16 protein-coding genes and 1 pseudogene are annotated in these 16,260 nt (G+C 64.0%); 12 read left to right on the forward strand and 5 right to left on the reverse strand.

Annotated elements, in window-relative coordinates; all coding sequences use genetic code 11:
• Positions 1 to 184 precede the first annotated feature (184 nt).
• Complete coding sequence (gene arsC, locus DLM46_RS14200) at positions 185 to 544, forward strand: arsenate reductase (glutaredoxin) (RefSeq protein WP_115101385.1); 360 nt, start codon at positions 185 to 187, stop codon at positions 542 to 544.
• Positions 545 to 562: 18 nt separating this feature from the next.
• Here arsC and DLM46_RS14205 read toward each other — a convergent pair whose 3' ends face one another.
• Positions 563 to 1,546 (reverse strand): sulfonate ABC transporter substrate-binding protein, encoded by a 984-nt coding sequence (locus DLM46_RS14205; RefSeq protein WP_115101386.1) that lies wholly within the window; start codon positions 1,544 to 1,546, stop codon positions 563 to 565.
• A gap of 296 nt (positions 1,547 to 1,842) precedes the next feature.
• Here DLM46_RS14205 and DLM46_RS14210 point away from each other — a divergent pair.
• Together DLM46_RS14210 and DLM46_RS14215 are read left to right on the forward strand one after the other, a co-directional pair.
• Positions 1,843 to 2,089 (forward strand): annotated as a pseudogene (locus DLM46_RS14210) (GntT/GntP/DsdX family permease); the annotation flags it as partial.
• A 165-nt stretch (positions 2,090 to 2,254) separates the two neighbouring features.
• Positions 2,255 to 2,545, forward strand: a complete 291-nt coding sequence (locus DLM46_RS14215; protein WP_115101387.1) for a DUF1272 domain-containing protein — start codon at positions 2,255 to 2,257, stop codon at positions 2,543 to 2,545.
• A 58-nt stretch (positions 2,546 to 2,603) separates the two neighbouring features.
• On the opposite strand, the gene DLM46_RS14220 is transcribed toward DLM46_RS14215, so the two are convergent.
• Positions 2,604 to 2,807, reverse strand: coding sequence for a zf-HC2 domain-containing protein (locus tag DLM46_RS14220; protein ID WP_115101388.1), 204 nt, complete (start codon positions 2,805 to 2,807; stop codon positions 2,604 to 2,606).
• Positions 2,794 to 3,402: an RNA polymerase factor sigma-70 gene (locus DLM46_RS14225; protein ID WP_115101389.1), complete on the reverse strand. Its 609-nt coding sequence runs from the start codon at positions 3,400 to 3,402 to the stop codon at positions 2,794 to 2,796. The genes DLM46_RS14220 and DLM46_RS14225 overlap by 14 nt, the downstream gene beginning before the upstream one ends.
• A 463-nt stretch (positions 3,403 to 3,865) precedes the next feature.
• Here DLM46_RS14225 and DLM46_RS40925 point away from each other — a divergent pair, with 463 nt between their 5' ends.
• Both DLM46_RS40925 and DLM46_RS14230 read left to right on the forward strand, forming a co-directional pair.
• Entirely contained in the window at positions 3,866 to 3,997 is a 132-nt protein-coding gene (locus tag DLM46_RS40925) for a hypothetical protein (RefSeq protein ID WP_279635189.1), read from the forward strand.
• Between the two features lie 384 nt (positions 3,998 to 4,381).
• The gene (locus DLM46_RS14230; protein WP_115101533.1) at positions 4,382 to 4,936 is read left to right on the forward strand and encodes an NADPH-dependent FMN reductase; all 555 of its coding nucleotides are present in this window, start codon (positions 4,382 to 4,384) and stop codon (positions 4,934 to 4,936) included.
• An 87-nt stretch (positions 4,937 to 5,023) separates the two neighbouring features.
• Here the strand turns inward: DLM46_RS14230 and DLM46_RS14235 are convergent, their stop codons facing one another.
• Positions 5,024 to 5,971 carry a hypothetical protein gene (locus tag DLM46_RS14235; RefSeq protein ID WP_115101390.1) on the reverse strand — a complete coding sequence of 316 codons (948 nt, stop codon included), beginning with the start codon at positions 5,969 to 5,971 and terminating at the stop codon, positions 5,024 to 5,026.
• 208 nt (positions 5,972 to 6,179) lie between these two features.
• On the reverse strand, positions 6,180 to 8,462 hold the full coding sequence (locus tag DLM46_RS14240) for a hybrid sensor histidine kinase/response regulator (protein WP_115101391.1): 2,283 nt from the start codon (positions 8,460 to 8,462) through the stop codon (positions 6,180 to 6,182).
• A 692-nt stretch (positions 8,463 to 9,154) separates the two neighbouring features.
• Between DLM46_RS14240 and DLM46_RS14245 the strand changes: the two genes are divergently transcribed.
• The 7 genes from DLM46_RS14245 to DLM46_RS14275 all read left to right on the forward strand — a co-directional run bounded on the left by DLM46_RS14245 (position 9,155) and on the right by DLM46_RS14275 (position 16,221).
• On the forward strand, positions 9,155 to 9,523 hold the full coding sequence (locus tag DLM46_RS14245) for a response regulator (RefSeq protein ID WP_115101392.1): 369 nt from the start codon (positions 9,155 to 9,157) through the stop codon (positions 9,521 to 9,523).
• Positions 9,516 to 10,139 (forward strand): chemotaxis protein CheC, encoded by a 624-nt coding sequence (locus tag DLM46_RS14250; RefSeq protein WP_115101393.1) that lies wholly within the window; start codon positions 9,516 to 9,518, stop codon positions 10,137 to 10,139. Before DLM46_RS14245 ends, DLM46_RS14250 begins: the two co-directional genes overlap by 8 nt.
• Complete coding sequence (locus DLM46_RS14255) at positions 10,136 to 11,074, forward strand: sensor domain-containing diguanylate cyclase (protein ID WP_115101394.1); 939 nt, start codon at positions 10,136 to 10,138, stop codon at positions 11,072 to 11,074. The genes DLM46_RS14250 and DLM46_RS14255 overlap by 4 nt, the downstream gene beginning before the upstream one ends.
• 257 nt (positions 11,075 to 11,331) lie before the next feature.
• Positions 11,332 to 12,180, forward strand: coding sequence for a presqualene diphosphate synthase HpnD (gene hpnD, locus DLM46_RS14260; RefSeq protein WP_115101395.1), 849 nt, complete (start codon positions 11,332 to 11,334; stop codon positions 12,178 to 12,180).
• Positions 12,181 to 12,184: 4 nt separating this feature from the next.
• A complete protein-coding gene (hpnE, locus tag DLM46_RS14265) occupies positions 12,185 to 13,468 on the forward strand; it encodes a hydroxysqualene dehydroxylase HpnE (RefSeq protein WP_115101396.1) in 1,284 nt (427 codons plus the stop codon).
• Complete coding sequence (gene shc, locus DLM46_RS14270) at positions 13,465 to 15,489, forward strand: squalene--hopene cyclase (RefSeq protein ID WP_115101397.1); 2,025 nt, start codon at positions 13,465 to 13,467, stop codon at positions 15,487 to 15,489. The genes hpnE and shc overlap by 4 nt, the downstream gene beginning before the upstream one ends.
• A 3-nt stretch (positions 15,490 to 15,492) precedes the next feature.
• Positions 15,493 to 16,221 carry a phosphorylase gene (locus DLM46_RS14275; protein WP_115101398.1) on the forward strand — a complete coding sequence of 243 codons (729 nt, stop codon included), beginning with the start codon at positions 15,493 to 15,495 and terminating at the stop codon, positions 16,219 to 16,221.
• The last annotated feature ends 39 nt before the right edge of the window (positions 16,222 to 16,260 follow it).

Genomic DNA, 16,260 nt, shown 5'->3' on the forward strand with positions numbered 1-16,260 from the left:
GGGCGTAAAGACTGGCGCCACAGAAAGCGCTGCACGTTTTCGACCCGGAGATCACCTCCACCCGCGATCAATTGCGCACGAGCGCATCGACTACCTGAGCTCCACTAAAGACCAACCCGCCGCTCACAGCCGCTAAAATTCACCACGAAAAAATACCCAGCAACCGCGACCAGCAAACACGACCATGATCACCATCTATCACAACCCCCGCTGTTCAAAATCGCGCGCCGCTTGCGACCTGATCGCAAGTACTTGCAACACTACAAACGAACCAACGGAAATCATCGAGTATCTGAAACAGCCGCTCACGATTGCCGAACTGAAGCAACTCAACACACAACTAGGTTGTACGGTCCGCGAGATGATCCGGGATACAGAAGCGGAATACAAAGAACTTCAGCTCTCCGATCTCACCCTCAGCGACGCTCAGCTATACGAAGCAGTGGAAAAGCACCCGATCCTTTTGCAACGACCCATCGTCGTGCGAAACGGGCGGGCCGTGATTGGCCGCCCGCCGGAAAATGTCAAAGCGCTGTTTGTCTGACTGGCCAAAGGCAATGATCTAGGCCTTAGCAGCCAGCACCGCGTCCTTCGTTACGATTTTCGCCGGGATGATGCGCAGCTCGTTGAACGTGTCGGCGATACGCTGCTGTGCGGCGAGCACGTGCGCGTCGACAGGTTTGTAGATATGTGCGTAGTGGCGCAATCCGGCCTCGATCACACCCGCATCGAGGCCCTGAATCGGCGCCAGCTGCGCGGCTGCCTCGCTGTAATGGCCGCGCACCCATGCGCCTTCTTTTCCGACTTCATCTATGACGATCGCGAGCACGTCGCCGTTTTGCTCAGCGAACGGCCGTGCGCTCAGGAAGAACTGGTGGTGGTTCACGATGCCTTCGGCATCGGTGAGCAAGCGCGCGTTCGATTGCCGTTTCGCCGCTTCGAGGAACGGGTCCCAGATGGCCCATGCGTCGATCGCGCCGCGTTCGAAGGCCGCGCGCGCGTCGGCGGGAGGCAGATAGACTGGTTGGATCTCGCTGTACTTCACGCCTGCCTTTTCCAGCGCCGCGACCAGGAACCAGTGAACGTCCGAACCCTTGTTGAAGGCGATTTTCTTGCCCTTCAGATCGGCGGGCGTTTTGATCGGCGCGTCCCGATGCACGAGGATGCCTTCAGCATGCGGAGTCGGGACTTCGTACGCGGTGTAGACGAAGTTGGCGCCGGCCGCTTGCGCGAAGACCGGCGGCGCTTCGCCGACATAACCGAAGTCGATGGCGCCGACATTCAAGCCTTCGAGCAACTGCGGCCCGGCTGGGAACTCGGTCCATTTGACCGTGATGCCGAGCGGCGCAAGCCGCTTTTCGAGCGTGCCGTGCGCCTTGAGCAACACCAGCGTGTTGGCGGCCTTCTGGTAGCCGATGCGAAATTCCTTCGCATGCGCATCGGCCGCGAAGACTGTGGTGGAGGCGAGAGGCAGGGCCGCGGCGGCGAGCGAAGCGCCCACACTGGCGATAAACGCGCGGCGCGTCAACAACGGATGACGGGACATAAAAGTGCTCGTTGAAAAGACGGACGCAAAACGGACCGATTGCCACCGACGATAAGCCGTCCGCAAACCTGGACGAACCGATAAATTCGCATAAGCAAATCACGCCGGAGATGTTCCTCATCGCGGCTTCATGACCACTCCCGCTGCCTGCACGCTTCGCTGCGCCGGGTTCTGCCGTGGTCGCAACAATCGGTGGCATCCGCGTTGCCGTGGCTGCGTCAATAGACCGATAGGGACATCGTGTATCAGGCGACAACACTTGCGTCGTGGTCATCCCACGACACACTTCGCAGTAGCCGATTCTGCGGATTGCGATTGCGGCGTTGGCGGGGCGTGACCACGCTGCACGCGTTGCTGCCGCAGCATCCGGATCCGTTGGTCGCGGTGAGTGCGCTGCATGCTGATCTCGGATTGACGCAGGGCCTCGGTGTGATCGTCGCGCTTCCTGCAGTGATTCTCGCTGGACCGCTCAACGGCAACTGGCTGTCGAAGCGAATGCACGTTAGCGAGCCGGAAGAAATCGGCAAGCTATTCACCGCCCGGTAAGACACTAACGAACCGCAGGGCGCGCTTCGGGCGCGATTGGCGGCGAGCCGGCGTGGTGGCAGGAATTGACGCGCAGTTGTCGATTCTGCATCGCGCTCGCCGCTTAAAGTTCGTCATCCGGCAAGTCCGCCCGCTTTCCCCTCCCAATACGGAGCCAGACCCATGCTTGAACTGAGACCATCCTGCGAAGGATGTGGCAAATCACTGCCGCCGAACGCGCCCGATGCGATGATCTGCACGTACGAATGCACGTTCTGCGAAGTGTGCGCGCTCAGCACGCTACGCAACGTGTGTCCGAACTGCGGCGGCAATTTCCAACATCGGCCGATCCGTACGCGGGCGCAACTTGCCAAACATCCTGCGCGCACCGAACCGCATCCCGTCGCTATCGACGAAGCGTCGCACGCGCGTTTCTTTGAGCGCTACCGCAACACGCCGCCGGGAGAACGCTAAGCGAGGCGCCCGGCCAATGCGCCGCCAACGGGCAGATGCTGCCTGAGCATGAATCGCATCACTCATCGGCGCCGGCCGCGCCCGGCACTTCGATCCCGCTCGCCGCGCGCGCTGCCACGCGCAGCAGGCGGATCTGTTTGCGATAGTTGCGGCAGCCGCTGCAGGTCGGCAGATGCAGCCGGATCGCGACCCATTCGCTGGTCGTCAACCGGCGGTCGAGGGCGTCGGACAGCAGACGCGTGATGTGCTTACACTTCCCCATTCGCATCCTCTCTGGATAGGCCCTTTTCGCTCAGGCAGGCGCGCAAGCGTAGCCGCGCCCGGTAGATCAGCACGCTGCAGTGATTGGCGGTCATCTTCAATTCGGCACAGATGGCCTCGGTATCGAGATCGAGGAATTCGCGCATCATGAACACGCGCCCGATGTGTTCGGGCAGATGTTCGAGGCACATTTCGAACAAGGTCCAGAACTGCTGCTGACGCAACGCGGTTTCAGGCGTCGGCCACGGTTGCGGCTTGCTCTCGCGCGACCAGTGGCCGTTGTCCTTGAACAGTTCCCGATCGAGCAGCGCCTCGCCGTCGAGTTCGGATTCGAGCGCCGAAAGGTTCACCGTGCGCTGCCGCGCGCGCAAGGTATCGACGAGCTTGTGCCGCAGGATGCCGAACACCCACGTCTTGTGTTCCGATTGGGCAGCGAACCGGTCAGCTTGCGTCCATGCGGCGGCCAGTGCCTCCTGCACGGCGTCTTCAGCGGCTGCGGCATCGCGCAGTTGCAGACGGGCGAAGCGCAACAGGTCGCGCCGCAACTGCGTCAGATAGACGGGATCGTCGAGCGCCGGTCCGCTTATCTGCACCATGACGCGCTCCGTCGTCGCGCCGACCGTTGCCGCACGCCTTCTATTGAATCGTTGTTGTTCATGAGCGGGTGAGGTTCCTTGCGCTATTTTTGGACTCGTGCGCCATTCTCGCGCACGTTCCTGCACAAGCGAATTGGTATTGAACATGTGCCCGCCGGAAAGCGATGACCCGATGACCTTAGTCGGACCGGTAAGGCGTTTATGACAGCGAAAAACATTATTGCGCAAATTGAAAGCAAGGCACCGGGTCAGCCGCTCAACCCTGAACAGACGTCGGCTCCGCTTCGCCTGAAGCTCAGGCGGGCCTCATAGCCGTGCTCATGCTCACGTGGCGCTGCAATTATCTCAACTTTCGAGAAAATGTCTTTTTCACTTCGGTGTTTTTAGGCAAACGCTGAATCGCTATTCTTCACTTCATCGATCGCACCAGATCGCGAACCAAACGCTGAAGAGGAGTAGCACCATGAAACGCATTCTTTCCGCCCTGATCGCTTCCGTCGCCCTGTTTGCCGCCGCTTCGGGTGTGGCCCAAGCCGCTTCGCCGGCTCAATGCAACGGTCCTGCATCGTACTGCAACGTGTTCTTCGGTAACTGATCGGCGGGCGGCGCGGCCGGAAAAATATCCGGCGCTGGGTCCGCCAACGAAACCGACTCGCGAAGTTCAAAAAAAGGGCGCCGATAGCGCCCTTTTTGCGTTTATGGCAAATGCACTTGCCCATTTGCCTCAAATCGTCCTATGCCGAAAGCATGCTTGATTGACAAGGCAAAAGTACCACTTATCCACACGGTTATTCAGTGAATCTGTGGATAACTTTAGGCGCTTCAGGGTTATCCACCGTTTGCAATCCGCATGGTTTGCTGCCGTCTTTCCGATCGCCGATGGATTTGCCCTCACCGCCATCAATCCGGCGGGTCCTTGCCTATGATTGACATTTCGTACCCTTACGCGCGTCGAGCGCCTCAACTCAAGGAACGAAACATGGCTCATCACATTGCAGTCGTCGTCGGCAGCCTGCGCCGCGAGTCTTTCAACCGTCAGTTGGCCCACGCCGTGGTTTCGCTCGCGCCCGCCGACTTCAGCTTCGAATTTATCGACATCGGCTCTTTGCCGCTCTACAGCCAGGAATACGACGCGGACTATCCCGAAGTCGCGAAACAGTTGAAGCAGCGCATCGAAGCAGCCGATGGCCTGCTGTTCGTCACACCCGAATACAACCGCTCCATGCCTGGCGTGCTGAAGAACGCGATCGACTGGGGCTCGCGTCCGTGGGGGACGAATTCGTTTGCCAACAAGCCAGGCGCGGTGATCGGCACGTCGCTCGGCGCGACCGGTACGGCGCTCGCGCAACAGCATCTGCGTAACGTGCTGGCGTATCTCGACGTCGCCACGCTCGGCCAGCCCGAAGTGTTCATCAAGCATGACGCGGCGGTCATCAACGAGAAAGGCGAGATCCTGCACGACCGCATGCGCAAGCTTTTGCAGACGTTCGTCGACCGCTACGTCGCATGGGTCAAACTGCATATCGCTGCCTGACGGTATGTCCGCGCAAGCGATCGGGCGAATGAAAAACGCCGGCGTTGCCGCCACCTGGCGGTACGCCGGCGCTGTCATTTCCTCTGCTTATACGTGGTGATGTCCCGTCACGCGTTCCCAGCCGTGACGCACGGCGAGCTTGAAACGTTCCCATGTGCTTTCCGGCGAGGTGCTTTCCCAGTGACGCCGGGCTTCCGGCTCGACGTCGTCCCACGGCTTGTCGCGATAACGCGCGTCACGGCCGATCTCCGCGCCGTACCGATAGGCCGGCACGTAGTCTTCGTAACGCGAACTGTCGGCAGCGTACTGCTCGTCGTAGTGGCTGCGGAAATCTTCTTCGTATTCCAGATACTCGTTCGGAACCTGCTCGCCGATACCCGCGTGCGGCTGGCCCGTTTCGGGGACAACTTCTGACGGTTGCATGACGGCACCCGAACCCGGCATGCTGCCGGCGGCAATCGCGGTGCGTCCCGCATCGCCGACCAGCGGATCGGATACGGGCTCGTTCAGCGGATCGGTGGCCGGCCGCTCAGCCGGCGGCGGCGGTGTATAGGGCGGACCGGCCTTCGTCGCGGGCCGACTGGTTGCGCTCGACATATGAGGCGTGCCGGGCGTCACTGCGCCGATACCCAGTTCGTCGAGGATGGAATGGTCGCGGCTCAGCGGCGCGTCCCAGTCGGGCGAGCGCTCGCCGACGTCGGTAGCGCCCAGTCTCCTCAAGGTATTGCGAGCGAGTTCCGCATGCGATTCGCTCGCCGCGTTGACGCACACCAGCACGGCGCCACGGCGCACGGCCTCGGCATAGCGGGCCGCTTCGGACGGGCGCGGGCCGCTGGCAAACAGGCTGGCAAGAAAACGTTCGATGTTGGCCAGCACGCCCGAGCCGGTGACTTCCTCGGTTGCCGAGTCGACGGAGGGTTCCGGGTTCGCCTGCAACTCGATCGTTTCGAATGCAAAACCGGTTTGCACGAGCGTGTCGCGGGCGATCTCCGCTTGGGAATAGGTGTCGAATAAACCAATCACGGCGTGTCGCATGGTTGCCTCCCGGTAATGAGCGGAGTAGGCAGCGAGAGAACGCGCTCCTCTCCTTCGTTAACCGTGCTGCAACGTTCGTGCCGGAATGGGGCAGCGCCTGTGCGCGCCGTTCGGAAGGCAAAAAACCCGCCGTGGCGGTGATTGCGGGCACCGCGTTTTTACGCGTTTTTACAATTGCCGGTAAATCGCGGCGGTCCCCGGCGCGTTCTTAATCTGCGGGGTGAGCCGCGGAATGCGTGCCCGTCTGCGTCAGATCGCGCTGGATGGTTTGCAGGAGCTTGTCGAGCAACGCGATATCGAAGGGTTTGGATAGCACGCGCACGTCCACATGCCGCGCCCGGTCGAGTTCTTCCGCGTAGCCGGTGACCAGAATGACCGGCAGCCTGGTATCGAACGCCTGCACCGCTTCTGCGAGATCGATGCCGTTCATCGTGCCGGGCATGTGAATGTCGGACAGCACCAGATCGAACGGTAGCGGCTCGCCTGTGCGGGCCTGCCTGGCGTGGGCATCGTCGAACAGGCGCAGCGCGGTGTCGGCGTTGAAGACCCAGGTGACCTGGTGCCCCATCATCTGCAACAAGGCTTCGGTGCCGGCGGCGACTTCGTCGTTGTCCTCGACCAGCAGAATGCGCAGACCGTGCGGCGTGCCGGCTTCCTCGACGCCCGGTTCAGCCGGCCGTTCAGCTTCAGGCGCCGCAGCGGCGCGCGGCAGATACAGGCGCACCGACGTGCCCGCGCCGATCGCGCTGTCGATCGCCGCAAGGCCGCCCGAGCGCTCGCAGAAGGCGAATACCTGCGGCAGCCCGAGACCCGTGCCCATGCCTTTCGGCTTGGTCGTGAAAAGCGGTTCGAAGGCGCGCGCCAGCACGTCGGGCGGCATGCCGCCGCCGGTGTCTTCAAGCGACAACTGCACGAAATCGCCGACCAGCGGAAAGCCATCCTCGTGACGGAACGTGATGTTGGTGGCCCGCACGGTAAAACGGCCGCCGTTGCGCATCGCGTCGCGCGCGTTCACGGCGATGTTGATCAGCGCCAGTTCGAGTTCGGCGACGTCGACACGCATCGGCCAGATTTCGACGCCGATATCCATCACCAGCGAAATCTTCGCGCCGAGCGACGCGCGCAGCAATTCGCGGCATGCCGGCAGCCAGCGCTCGAGGGCAAGCGTCTCGTTCCTCAACGGCTGCTTGCGCGCGACGCCGAGCAATTGCCGCGTGAGCGACTGGCCGCTCTTGAGCGCCCGCTCGATCGCCGACATCTCGCGGTCGAGCCCCGCTGCGCCGCGCCGTCGCGCGATCTGCACGTTGGCCGACACGATCATCAGCAGATTGTTGAAGTCGTGCGCGACGCTGCCGACCAGATTGCCGAGCGCCTCCATCTTGCGCGACTGGCGATACGCAGATTCGATCGAGCGGCGCATCGACGCCTCGGCCTGCCAGCGCTCCCACGCCTCCTCTTCGGCGCCGAGACGCCGCAGCGACAGCCAGATCACGCACCACAGCACGATCGACGGCGTGAACATCGACAGGATCAGAACGCTGAGATGCCGGTACCAGCCGCCCCAGATCGCCGAAGCGCGGTAGCCGCACGACACGTACACCGGATACGCGCCGACGCGCCGGTAGGCAAGGATCAGATCGTCGCCGTCGAGGTCCGAACGCATTCGCACCACGCCGGCCCGCCGCACCTGCGCCAGCGCCTGGGCGAGCGGCGACTGCGGCGATACCGCCACCGGCTCGTGCGGGCCGCGCGGATAGTGCGCGAGGATTGCGCCGTCGGTGCGGATCAGGCTCATGATCATCGGCGTGTCGTCGCTGCCGCCCAGCAGTTCGCGGTAGAACGCGCTGAAATAGCTCGGCCGCAACGCGACCGACACGACCCCGGCGAACGCGCCGTCGGCGGCGAGCCGCGCGACGCCCATGTTGAACACCTGTTCGCCGGCGACGTGTCCCACCATCACCTTCGACACGTGCTCGATATCCTTGCCGTCGCGAATCCCGGTGAAGTCTTCGCGGCCGGCAATCGACATCGACGGTGCCGGAGAGAAACGGCTGCTGGCGAGCAAGTCGCCGTCGCGGCCGAAGATCGACACGGCGGCCACCTGCGGATAACCGCCGCCCATCGTGCGAAGTTTGTCGTGAATAACGGATTCGCCGGCGCGAATGCCGTCATCGTCGAGTCCTTGTGTGAGATCGACGATGCGCGAGTCGAGCGTCTCATTCATGTCGAACACTTTCAGCGCGTGTTCTTCGGCGACCCGCACCGTGCGCAGCGTCATGTCAGTGGCGTCGGCCTCGCGCGCGCGCAGATCGCTGAACGCCATCGCCGCCACATACGCGCACGGCAAGACGATCGCTGCGATCAGCAGCGCGATCAGCGTCATGCGCCGCACGTGGAAATTCTGTTCCGGCACGGCCGGGAACAGCGCCTCGTCCCGCGGGCCAGCGGAATGGCGGCTCGCTTGAGGCGGGTCGAACCGGTCGGGTGTCATTTTCGATTTACGCTACGGTCGTTCAAGACGAAAAAACCGGAAGCCGGCATCATCATACGAGATACGAGAAGCATAGACTCGTGGCGGCGCGAGTCGTTGCTGCGGCAAATGGCGGTACAGATTTGTCTGCCTTTTGAATCAGCGACGAATCGGCAAGCGCAAACGTACACAAAAGTATAAAGGCAAAAGAAAGACATCGAGACGTAAGAAAATATTTTCAAAAATAGCATTTAATGGGGAAATCTTATTAGTGTAGGCCAAATTGGCGAGTTGCCTTTCCGCGCATTTGCTTCGAAAATCGGCGCCACGAATAAATAATGCGTCCGCCATGCTCGGCCGCAACTGCCGCGAGGGCCGCCAGACAACGCGCACAACGCGTGACGGACGGTGTTTGCGGAAACACGCGCGCGGCAACGGGACCAGCCTGATCCATGAAGCCGCTCAGATTCATCTACGGGGTAGGCTTCCAACATGCCGGTCACAGCCGTCGTCCACCGTGCGCGCACGCCATCATACGTGCCCGGCGGTTTCACCATCTGCGCCTCGCCGCGTGCGCTCCCCGTCCGTTCGCGATCTGAATTTCCGCCACGATTCGCCATGCTTGCCGCCGGTCGACAGACGGCGCGCTAAAGAATCCGACGCTATCCGCCGTTAACGCGCCAGAACTAATCCCGCTTTTCCCGACCCGCCCCATGCCTTTGCCTATTGTGATCGCCGATGATTCGCTGCTTGCCCGCAAGGTGCTCACCAAGGCATTGCCGCCGGACTGGGATGTCGATGTGTCCTACGCAACGAACGGGCGCGAGGCGCTCGCTCTGTATCGCGAAGGCCGAGCGTCGGTGATGTTCCTCGACCTGACGATGCCGGACATGACCGGCTATCAGGTGCTGGAAGCCTTGCAGCATGAGGACCTGAACACTTTCGTCATCGTCGTCTCCGCCGATGTTCAGCCGATGGCCCAGGCGCGCGTGCGCGCGCTCGGCGCCGCCGCGTTCATCGCCAAGCCCGTCACGCCCGAGGCGTTACTGCTCATCCTCCAGGAGTACGGGTTGTATGTCTGAGCCAGTCCTCAACGAAGACCGGCGCGACGCGCTGCAGGAGGTCGCCAATCTGGCGATGGGCCAGGCCGCGACGCGCCTCGCGCGGCTGCTCGACGCGTTCATCGAATTGTCGGTGCCGCGTGTGAAGGTGGTGGCGGTGAGCGAGGCCGCGCAGGCGCTGCGCGAGATGACCGGGATCCAGGACACGGTCAGCGCGGTGCGCCAGGGCTTTCGCTCCGATATCAAGGGCGAGGCGCTGGTGATCTGCCGCAGCGACAGCATCGAGCAGCTGTGTTCGCTCGTGAACGACCCGTACGCGCGCTCCACCTATGAGACGGTGAGCCAGAACGAACTCGTGTTCGACGTCGCCAACGTGCTGACGGGCGCGTGCGTCTCGTGCATTCTCGACCAGCTCGGGCGCACACCGGTTTTTTCGGCGCCCGGTCTGCTCGGCGAAGCGATGACGCTTGACGAGGTGTTCCAGCCCGGCGTGCTGCAATGGGAAGTCGCGTTGCTGGTCGAAGTGAATTTCGCGCTCGAAGACCAGAGCTTCCGTGCGCATCTCGTGATGCTGATGGCCGAAGACTCGATCCGCCACATGAACGATGCGCTCGACGCCCTCCTGTCCAGTTTATGAACGTACCCGCTGATTCGTTGAGCGATCTGGTAGTCGAACGTGTCGGCTTCGGCATTTTCGTGCTCGATCGCGAGATGAACGTGTTGATGTGGAATCGGTTCATGCAGGATCACAGCGGTTTGTTGCCGGAACAAGTTGTCGGCAAATCGATCTTCGCGCATTTTCCCGAGTTGCCGCGCGTGTGGCTGTCGCGCAAAATCGAAAGCGTATTCCAGCTCGGCAGTTTCGCGTTCAGTTCGTGGGAACAGCGCCCGTATCTGTTCAAGTTCGATCACGACCGGCCGATTACCGGCGGCGTCGATTTCATGCAGCAGGACTGCACCTTCATGCCGCTGACGCGCGATCGCGAAGTGGTGGCCGTGTGCGTCACGATCTCGGACGTCACACATGTCAGCATCGTGCAACGCGAGCGCGAGGAGGCGGTCGCCAAGCTGCAGGAGTTCGCGGACCGCGACGGTCTGACGGGTATCGCCAATCGCCGTTTCTTCGAAACGCGCCTGCGCGACGAATACACGCGCTGGCAGCGTTACGGCGGCGACATGTCCGTGCTGCTGTTCGATCTCGATCACTTCAAGAAAATCAACGACCAGTTCGGCCACGGCGTCGGCGATACGGTGCTGCGCGTGATGGCGCAGCGGGTCGCCGAGGTGGTGCGGGCGCAGGACACCTTCGGGCGGTTCGGCGGCGAGGAGTTCGCCTTGCTGCTGCCGTGCACGCCGCTAGAGGACGCGATGCGGGTGGCCGAAAAGATTCGCCTGACGATCAGCGAGACGCCGGTCGAAGTGCAGGGCACGAGCGTGCCGGTGACGGCGAGCGTGGGCGGCGCGACGGCTCGCGTGGGCGTGCCGGCGTACGACGTGCTGATCAACGAAGCCGATGCGGCGCTTTACAGCGCGAAGCGGCAGGGGCGCAACCGGTCGGTCGCGTTTATCTGAATCCGAATCGGGCGCCGGCGATTCCCGCCCGCGCCGCGTACCGGCGTTGGATGCCTCGCCGCCGGTGCATAGGGCTCGCTTCAGGCCCCTTATTCGTCCCCAAAACTGCGGCATCTCACAAAGATTGTTATACTTTTCGCCGTTTCCGGCATACCTGCCGCGTGTTTCGCGCGTGTCCGCGCGTGCGTGCCGCTTACCCTGCGGGTAGGCATGACTTCTTGAACGCCTTTCAGCGGGCGCCTCCAGCGGAGATCGTCTTGGCTGTTTCCAATCTTGTCGTGGACGATACAGAAATCGACGCCGCTGCCGCCACGTCCGGCAGCTCGTTCTATCTCGCCATGCGCATTCTGCCGGCCGCGCAGCGCGACGCGATGTATCAGGTCTACGCTTTCTGCCGCGCTGTCGACGATATCGCCGACAGCGACATGCCGCGCGCCGAACGCGCCGCCGCGCTCGAGCGCTGGCGGGCCGACATCGACGCGTGCTACGCCGGCGCGCCGCGCGCTTCACTGCGCGCGCTGACGCGGCACATTCATACGTTTCATCTGCAACGCGAAGATTTTCACGCGATGATCGACGGCATGGCGATGGACGCCGCCGCCGACATCTGCGCGCCCGACGAAGGCACGCTCGACCTGTATTGCGATCGTGTCGCGAGCGCGGCGGGCCGTCTATCGGTGAGGATATTCGGGATGCAGGACGAGCCGGGCCGTTTGCTGTCGCACCACTTGGGCCGCGCGCTGCAACTGACCAACATCCTGCGCGATATCGACGAAGACGCCGGTATCAATCGCTGTTACCTGCCGCTCGAATTGCTGGCGCGCGAGGGCATCGCGGTGACGAGCCCGGCGCAGATCGCCGACGATCCGTCGCTGCCGCGCGTGTGCGCGACGCTCGCCGAGCGCGCCAAAGAACACTTCGCCGCCTCCGACGCGATCATGGATCGCGAGCCGCGCAGCCACGTGCGCGCGCCGCGCATCATGTCGGGTGTCTATCGCGTGCTGCTCGAGCGCACGCTCGAGCGCGGCTTCGATATTCCGCGCACGAAGGTCAGCAAGCCGCGCATGCGCATGCTGTGGATCGTCGCGCGTTACGCGCTCTTCTGAGCTGATGCAAAAGCTCGTCCATGTGATCGGCGCTGGCCTCGCTGGCCTGGCCGCCGCGGTGCAATTGCAGCGGCGCGGCGCGCAAGTCGTGCTGCATGAAGCGGCGGCCCAGGCGGGCGGCCGTTGCCGTTCGTATTACGACAGCACGCTGGGCGCGACGATCGACAGCGGCAATCACATGGTGTTGTCAGGCAATTTCGCGACGTTCAACTACTTGCGCGCGATCGGCGCCGCCGACGAGCTGATCGGTCCGGCTCAGCCCGACTATCCGTTCGTGGATCTGGCGACGCGGGCGCGCTGGACGGTGCGCCTGTCGCCGGGAAAGCTGCCGTGGTGGGTCTTCGACCCCAACGCACGTGTGCCGAACACCGGCCCGGGCGATTATCTGGCGCTCATGCCGCTGCTGTTCGCCAAACCCGCTCGCACGGTGGCGCAGACCATGCGTTGCAATGGCCCGCTGTGGGACCGCTTGCTGCGGCCGCTGTTTGTCGCGCTCCTGAATGTCGAGCCGCGTGAAGCGTCGGCGGAGCTGACGGGCGCGATGGTCCGGGAAACCCTGCTGGCCGGTGGCCTCGCGTGCCGGCCGCTGGTGGCGCGCAACGGTCTGGGCAGCGCCTTTGTCGATCCGGCGCTGCGCCTGTTGCAACATGGCGGCGCGGCGATCCGGCTCGGTTCGCGCCTGAAAGACATTCAGTTTGCCAGCCCCGGCACCGGCCCCGGCCCCGGCCGCGTGTCGAAGCTGGTTTTCGCTGACGAAAGCATCGCGATCGAAGCGAACCAGGCCGTGATTCTCGCGGTGCCGCCGGAGATCGCTCAAACGGTCGTCCCCGGTTTGCGCGCACCCAATCGCTTCGCGGCGGTCGCCAACGTACATTTCGCGGTCGAGCCGCCGTTCGGTTTGCCGCCGATTACGGGGTTGCTGAACGCGACCGCCGATTGGCTGTTCGCGGCCGATGGCCGGCTCTCGGTGACGATCAACGCCGCGGACCGCGTGCTCGACATGCCGCATGAAGCGCTGGCGCAAACCGTCTGGACCGAAGTGGCCCAGGCCGCCAGTTTGCCGGCCGAGCCGATGCCGGCCTGGCAAGTCGTGATGGAAAAGCGCGCGACGTTTGCCGCGTTGCCGGATCAGGAAACGCTGCGGCCCGGTACGCGTACTCGCTGGAACAACTTGATGCTCGCGGGCGACTGGACGGCTACCGGCCTGCCCGCGACGATCGAAGGCGCGGTCCGCTCCGGCCAGAAGGCCGCGGACACGCTGCTGAATCAACCGATGGAACGCCGATGAACGATTTATCCCAAGCCCAGCAGCTGGACGCCGTCCTGCCCGAATTCGCCGAGGCGCCGCAGAACGCGCCTGAAGTGGCGCCGCAAGCGCCCGCAACGCCGCTCGACGCCTCGATCACGCGCGCGACCGATGCGATCCTCGGCGCGCAGAAACCGGACGGCCACTGGGTCTACGAACTCGAAGCCGACGCGACGATTCCCGCCGAATACGTGCTGCTGGTCCACTATCTCGGCGAAACGCCGAACGTGGAACTGGAGCAGAAGATCGCGCGCTACCTGCGCCGCATCCAGCTGGATAACGGCGGCTGGCCGCTCTTCACCGACGGCGCGCTCGACATCAGCGCCAGCGTGAAGGCGTACTTCGCGCTGAAGATGATCGGCGACCCGGCAGACGCCGAACATATGGTCCGCGCGCGCGATGCGATTCTGGCGCACGGCGGCGCGGAACAGTCGAACGTGTTCACGCGGATTCTGCTCGCGCTGTTCGGTGTGGTGTCGTGGCGCGCGGTGCCGATGATGCCCGCCGAAATCATGCTGCTACCCGAGTGGTTCCCGTTCCATCTGTCGAAGGTGTCGTACTGGGCGCGTACCGTGATCGTGCCGCTGCTGGTGCTGAACGCGAAGCGGCCGGTCGCGCGCAATCCGCGCCGCGTGCGTATCGACGAGTTGTTCCGCGGCGCGCCGGTCAACACCGGCCCGCGGGCCCGCGCGCCGCATCAGCATGTCGGCTGGTTCCGTTTCTTCAGCGGCGTGGACGTGCTGCTGCGCGCCGTGGACGGCCTGTTGCCGAAGGCGACGCGCGAACGCGCGGTGCGCGCGGCGGTGGCGTTCGTCGACGAACGGCTGAACGGCGAAGACGGCCTTGGCGCGATTTTCCCGGCGATGGCCAATTCGGTGATGATGTACGACGTGCTCGGCTATCCAGCCGATCATCCGAATCGCGCGATTGCCCGCCAGTCGATCGAGAAGCTGCTCGTCATCAAGGACGACGAAGCCTATTGCCAGCCGTGTTTGTCGCCGGTATGGGATACCTCGCTCGCCGCGCACGCGTTGCTCGAAACCGGCGAGGCGCATGCCGAGCAAGCCGCTGAACGCGGACTGGCGTGGCTGCGTCCGCTGCAGATTCTCGACGTGCGCGGCGACTGGATCTCGCGCCGTCCGAATGCGCGGCCTGGCGGCTGGGCGTTCCAGTACAACAACGCGCACTACCCGGACGTCGACGATACGGCGGTGGTGGCGATGGCGATGCATCGCTGCGCGGCGCTGACGCAATCGGACGTCGATCGCGAAGCCATTGCGCGCGCGCGCGAATGGGTGGTCGGCATGCAGAGCAGTGATGGCGGCTGGGGCGCGTTCGAGCCGGAAAACACCCAGTACTACCTGAATAACATCCCGTTCTCCGATCACGGCGCGCTGCTCGATCCGCCGACCGCGGACGTGTCGGGCCGCTGTCTGTCGATGCTCGCGCAACTTGGCGAACTGCCGGCCGGCAGCGAGCCTGCGCAGCGCGCTTTTGATTACATGCTCAAGGAACAGGAATCGGACGGCAGCTGGTACGGGCGCTGGGGCCTGAACTACATCTACGGCACGTGGACCGCGCTGTGTTCGCTGAACGCCGCGGGTATGCCGCACGACGATCCGCGCATCAGGCGCGCCGTGCAATGGCTGCTGTCGATCCAGAATCAGGATGGCGGCTGGGGCGAGGCCGGCGAGAGCTACAAGCTCGACTACCGCGGCTACGAGCGCGCGCCGAGCACAGCCTCGCAAACCGCGTGGGCGCTGATGGGTTTGATGGCGGCCGGCGAGGTGAATCACGAGGCGGTCACGCGCGGTATCGATTATTTGCAGCGCGAACAGCGTGAGCATGGTCTGTGGGACGAAACGCGCTTTACCGCGACCGGCTTCCCGCGCGTGTTCTATCTGCGTTATCACGGCTATCGGAAGTTCTTCCCGTTGTGGGCGCTGGCGCGCTTCCGCCATCTGAAACGTAACGGGCTGGCGCGCGTCACGGTTGGGATGTAACGGATGCCGCTTTCGACAACCCCGTTCGTCGGCGCCGGCAGCAGCACCTTGCCGGTCATTGCGGTGACCGGGATGGCCTTCGAGGCGCGCATCGCGCGCGGCAAGGGCGTCGAGGTGGTGTACGCCGCGCGCGCCGATCTGCTGGAGCGCGCGCTGAGCGCGGCGGTCGCGCGCGGGTGCGCAGGGATTATCAGCTTCGGCACGGCGGGTGGTTTGGCGCCCGATCTGGAGCCGGGCACGCTGATCGTTGCGGAAGCGGTCGAGGGACCGTTTGGGCGGCTCGAAACCGATCCGCGCTGGACGGACCGGCTGGCTGCCGCGCTGGCCGTCGGGCCGCTCGCGGCGCGCCTGCGGCGCGGCCTGGTGGCGGCCGTCAGTGCGCCTTTAGTCAGCGCCGACGCCAAGCGGATGCTGCATCGCTCGACCGGCGCATTGGCTGTCGATATGGAATCGCATATCGCCGGGGCCACAGCCGCCGCGCGCGGCGTGCCGTTCGCCGTATGCCGCGCGATCGTCGATCCGGCGTGGCGGACGCTGCCTTCGGCGGCGACAGCGGGCCTGCGCGATGACGGCAGCACTGCGATCGCGCCGATTCTGCGCGAATTGCTGCGGCAGCCGTCGCAGATCGGGGCGCTGATTCAGGTCGCCGCCGATGCCCGGGCGGCTCGCACTTCTTTGGTTCAGATGCGCCACGCGCTGGGAGAGGCCGGGGCCTTGCGGCTGGGGGGCTGACGGCGGGCGCCCAGCCGGTCTGTGCGCCGGCTTGCGCCG

The sequence above is a fragment of the Paraburkholderia lacunae genome (genome assembly GCF_003353175.1).
Lineage (GTDB): Bacteria > Pseudomonadota > Gammaproteobacteria > Burkholderiales > Burkholderiaceae > Paraburkholderia > Paraburkholderia lacunae.

Excerpts from the sequence above, each read along its gene's own strand:
- shc (WP_115101397.1), top strand. The coding sequence starts at position 13,465 with ATGAACGATTTATCCCAAGCCCAGCAGCTGGACGCCGTCCTGCCCGAA.
- DLM46_RS14225 (WP_115101389.1), bottom strand. The coding sequence starts at position 3,402 with ATGGTGCAGATAAGCGGACCGGCGCTCGACGATCCCGTCTATCTGACG.
- DLM46_RS14235 (WP_115101390.1), bottom strand. The coding sequence starts at position 5,971 with ATGCGACACGCCGTGATTGGTTTATTCGACACCTATTCCCAAGCGGAG.
- DLM46_RS14220 (WP_115101388.1), bottom strand. The coding sequence starts at position 2,807 with ATGGGGAAGTGTAAGCACATCACGCGTCTGCTGTCCGACGCCCTCGAC.
- DLM46_RS14215 (WP_115101387.1), top strand. The coding sequence starts at position 2,255 with ATGCTTGAACTGAGACCATCCTGCGAAGGATGTGGCAAATCACTGCCG.
- DLM46_RS14205 (WP_115101386.1), bottom strand. The coding sequence starts at position 1,546 with ATGTCCCGTCATCCGTTGTTGACGCGCCGCGCGTTTATCGCCAGTGTG.
- DLM46_RS14250 (WP_115101393.1), top strand. The coding sequence starts at position 9,516 with ATGTCTGAGCCAGTCCTCAACGAAGACCGGCGCGACGCGCTGCAGGAG.
- DLM46_RS40925 (WP_279635189.1), top strand. The coding sequence starts at position 3,866 with ATGAAACGCATTCTTTCCGCCCTGATCGCTTCCGTCGCCCTGTTTGCC.
- arsC (WP_115101385.1), top strand. The coding sequence starts at position 185 with ATGATCACCATCTATCACAACCCCCGCTGTTCAAAATCGCGCGCCGCT.
- DLM46_RS14275 (WP_115101398.1), top strand. The coding sequence starts at position 15,493 with ATGCCGCTTTCGACAACCCCGTTCGTCGGCGCCGGCAGCAGCACCTTG.
- hpnE (WP_115101396.1), top strand. The coding sequence starts at position 12,185 with ATGCAAAAGCTCGTCCATGTGATCGGCGCTGGCCTCGCTGGCCTGGCC.
- DLM46_RS14255 (WP_115101394.1), top strand. The coding sequence starts at position 10,136 with ATGAACGTACCCGCTGATTCGTTGAGCGATCTGGTAGTCGAACGTGTC.
- DLM46_RS14230 (WP_115101533.1), top strand. The coding sequence starts at position 4,382 with ATGGCTCATCACATTGCAGTCGTCGTCGGCAGCCTGCGCCGCGAGTCT.
- DLM46_RS14240 (WP_115101391.1), bottom strand. The coding sequence starts at position 8,462 with ATGACACCCGACCGGTTCGACCCGCCTCAAGCGAGCCGCCATTCCGCT.
- DLM46_RS14245 (WP_115101392.1), top strand. The coding sequence starts at position 9,155 with ATGCCTTTGCCTATTGTGATCGCCGATGATTCGCTGCTTGCCCGCAAG.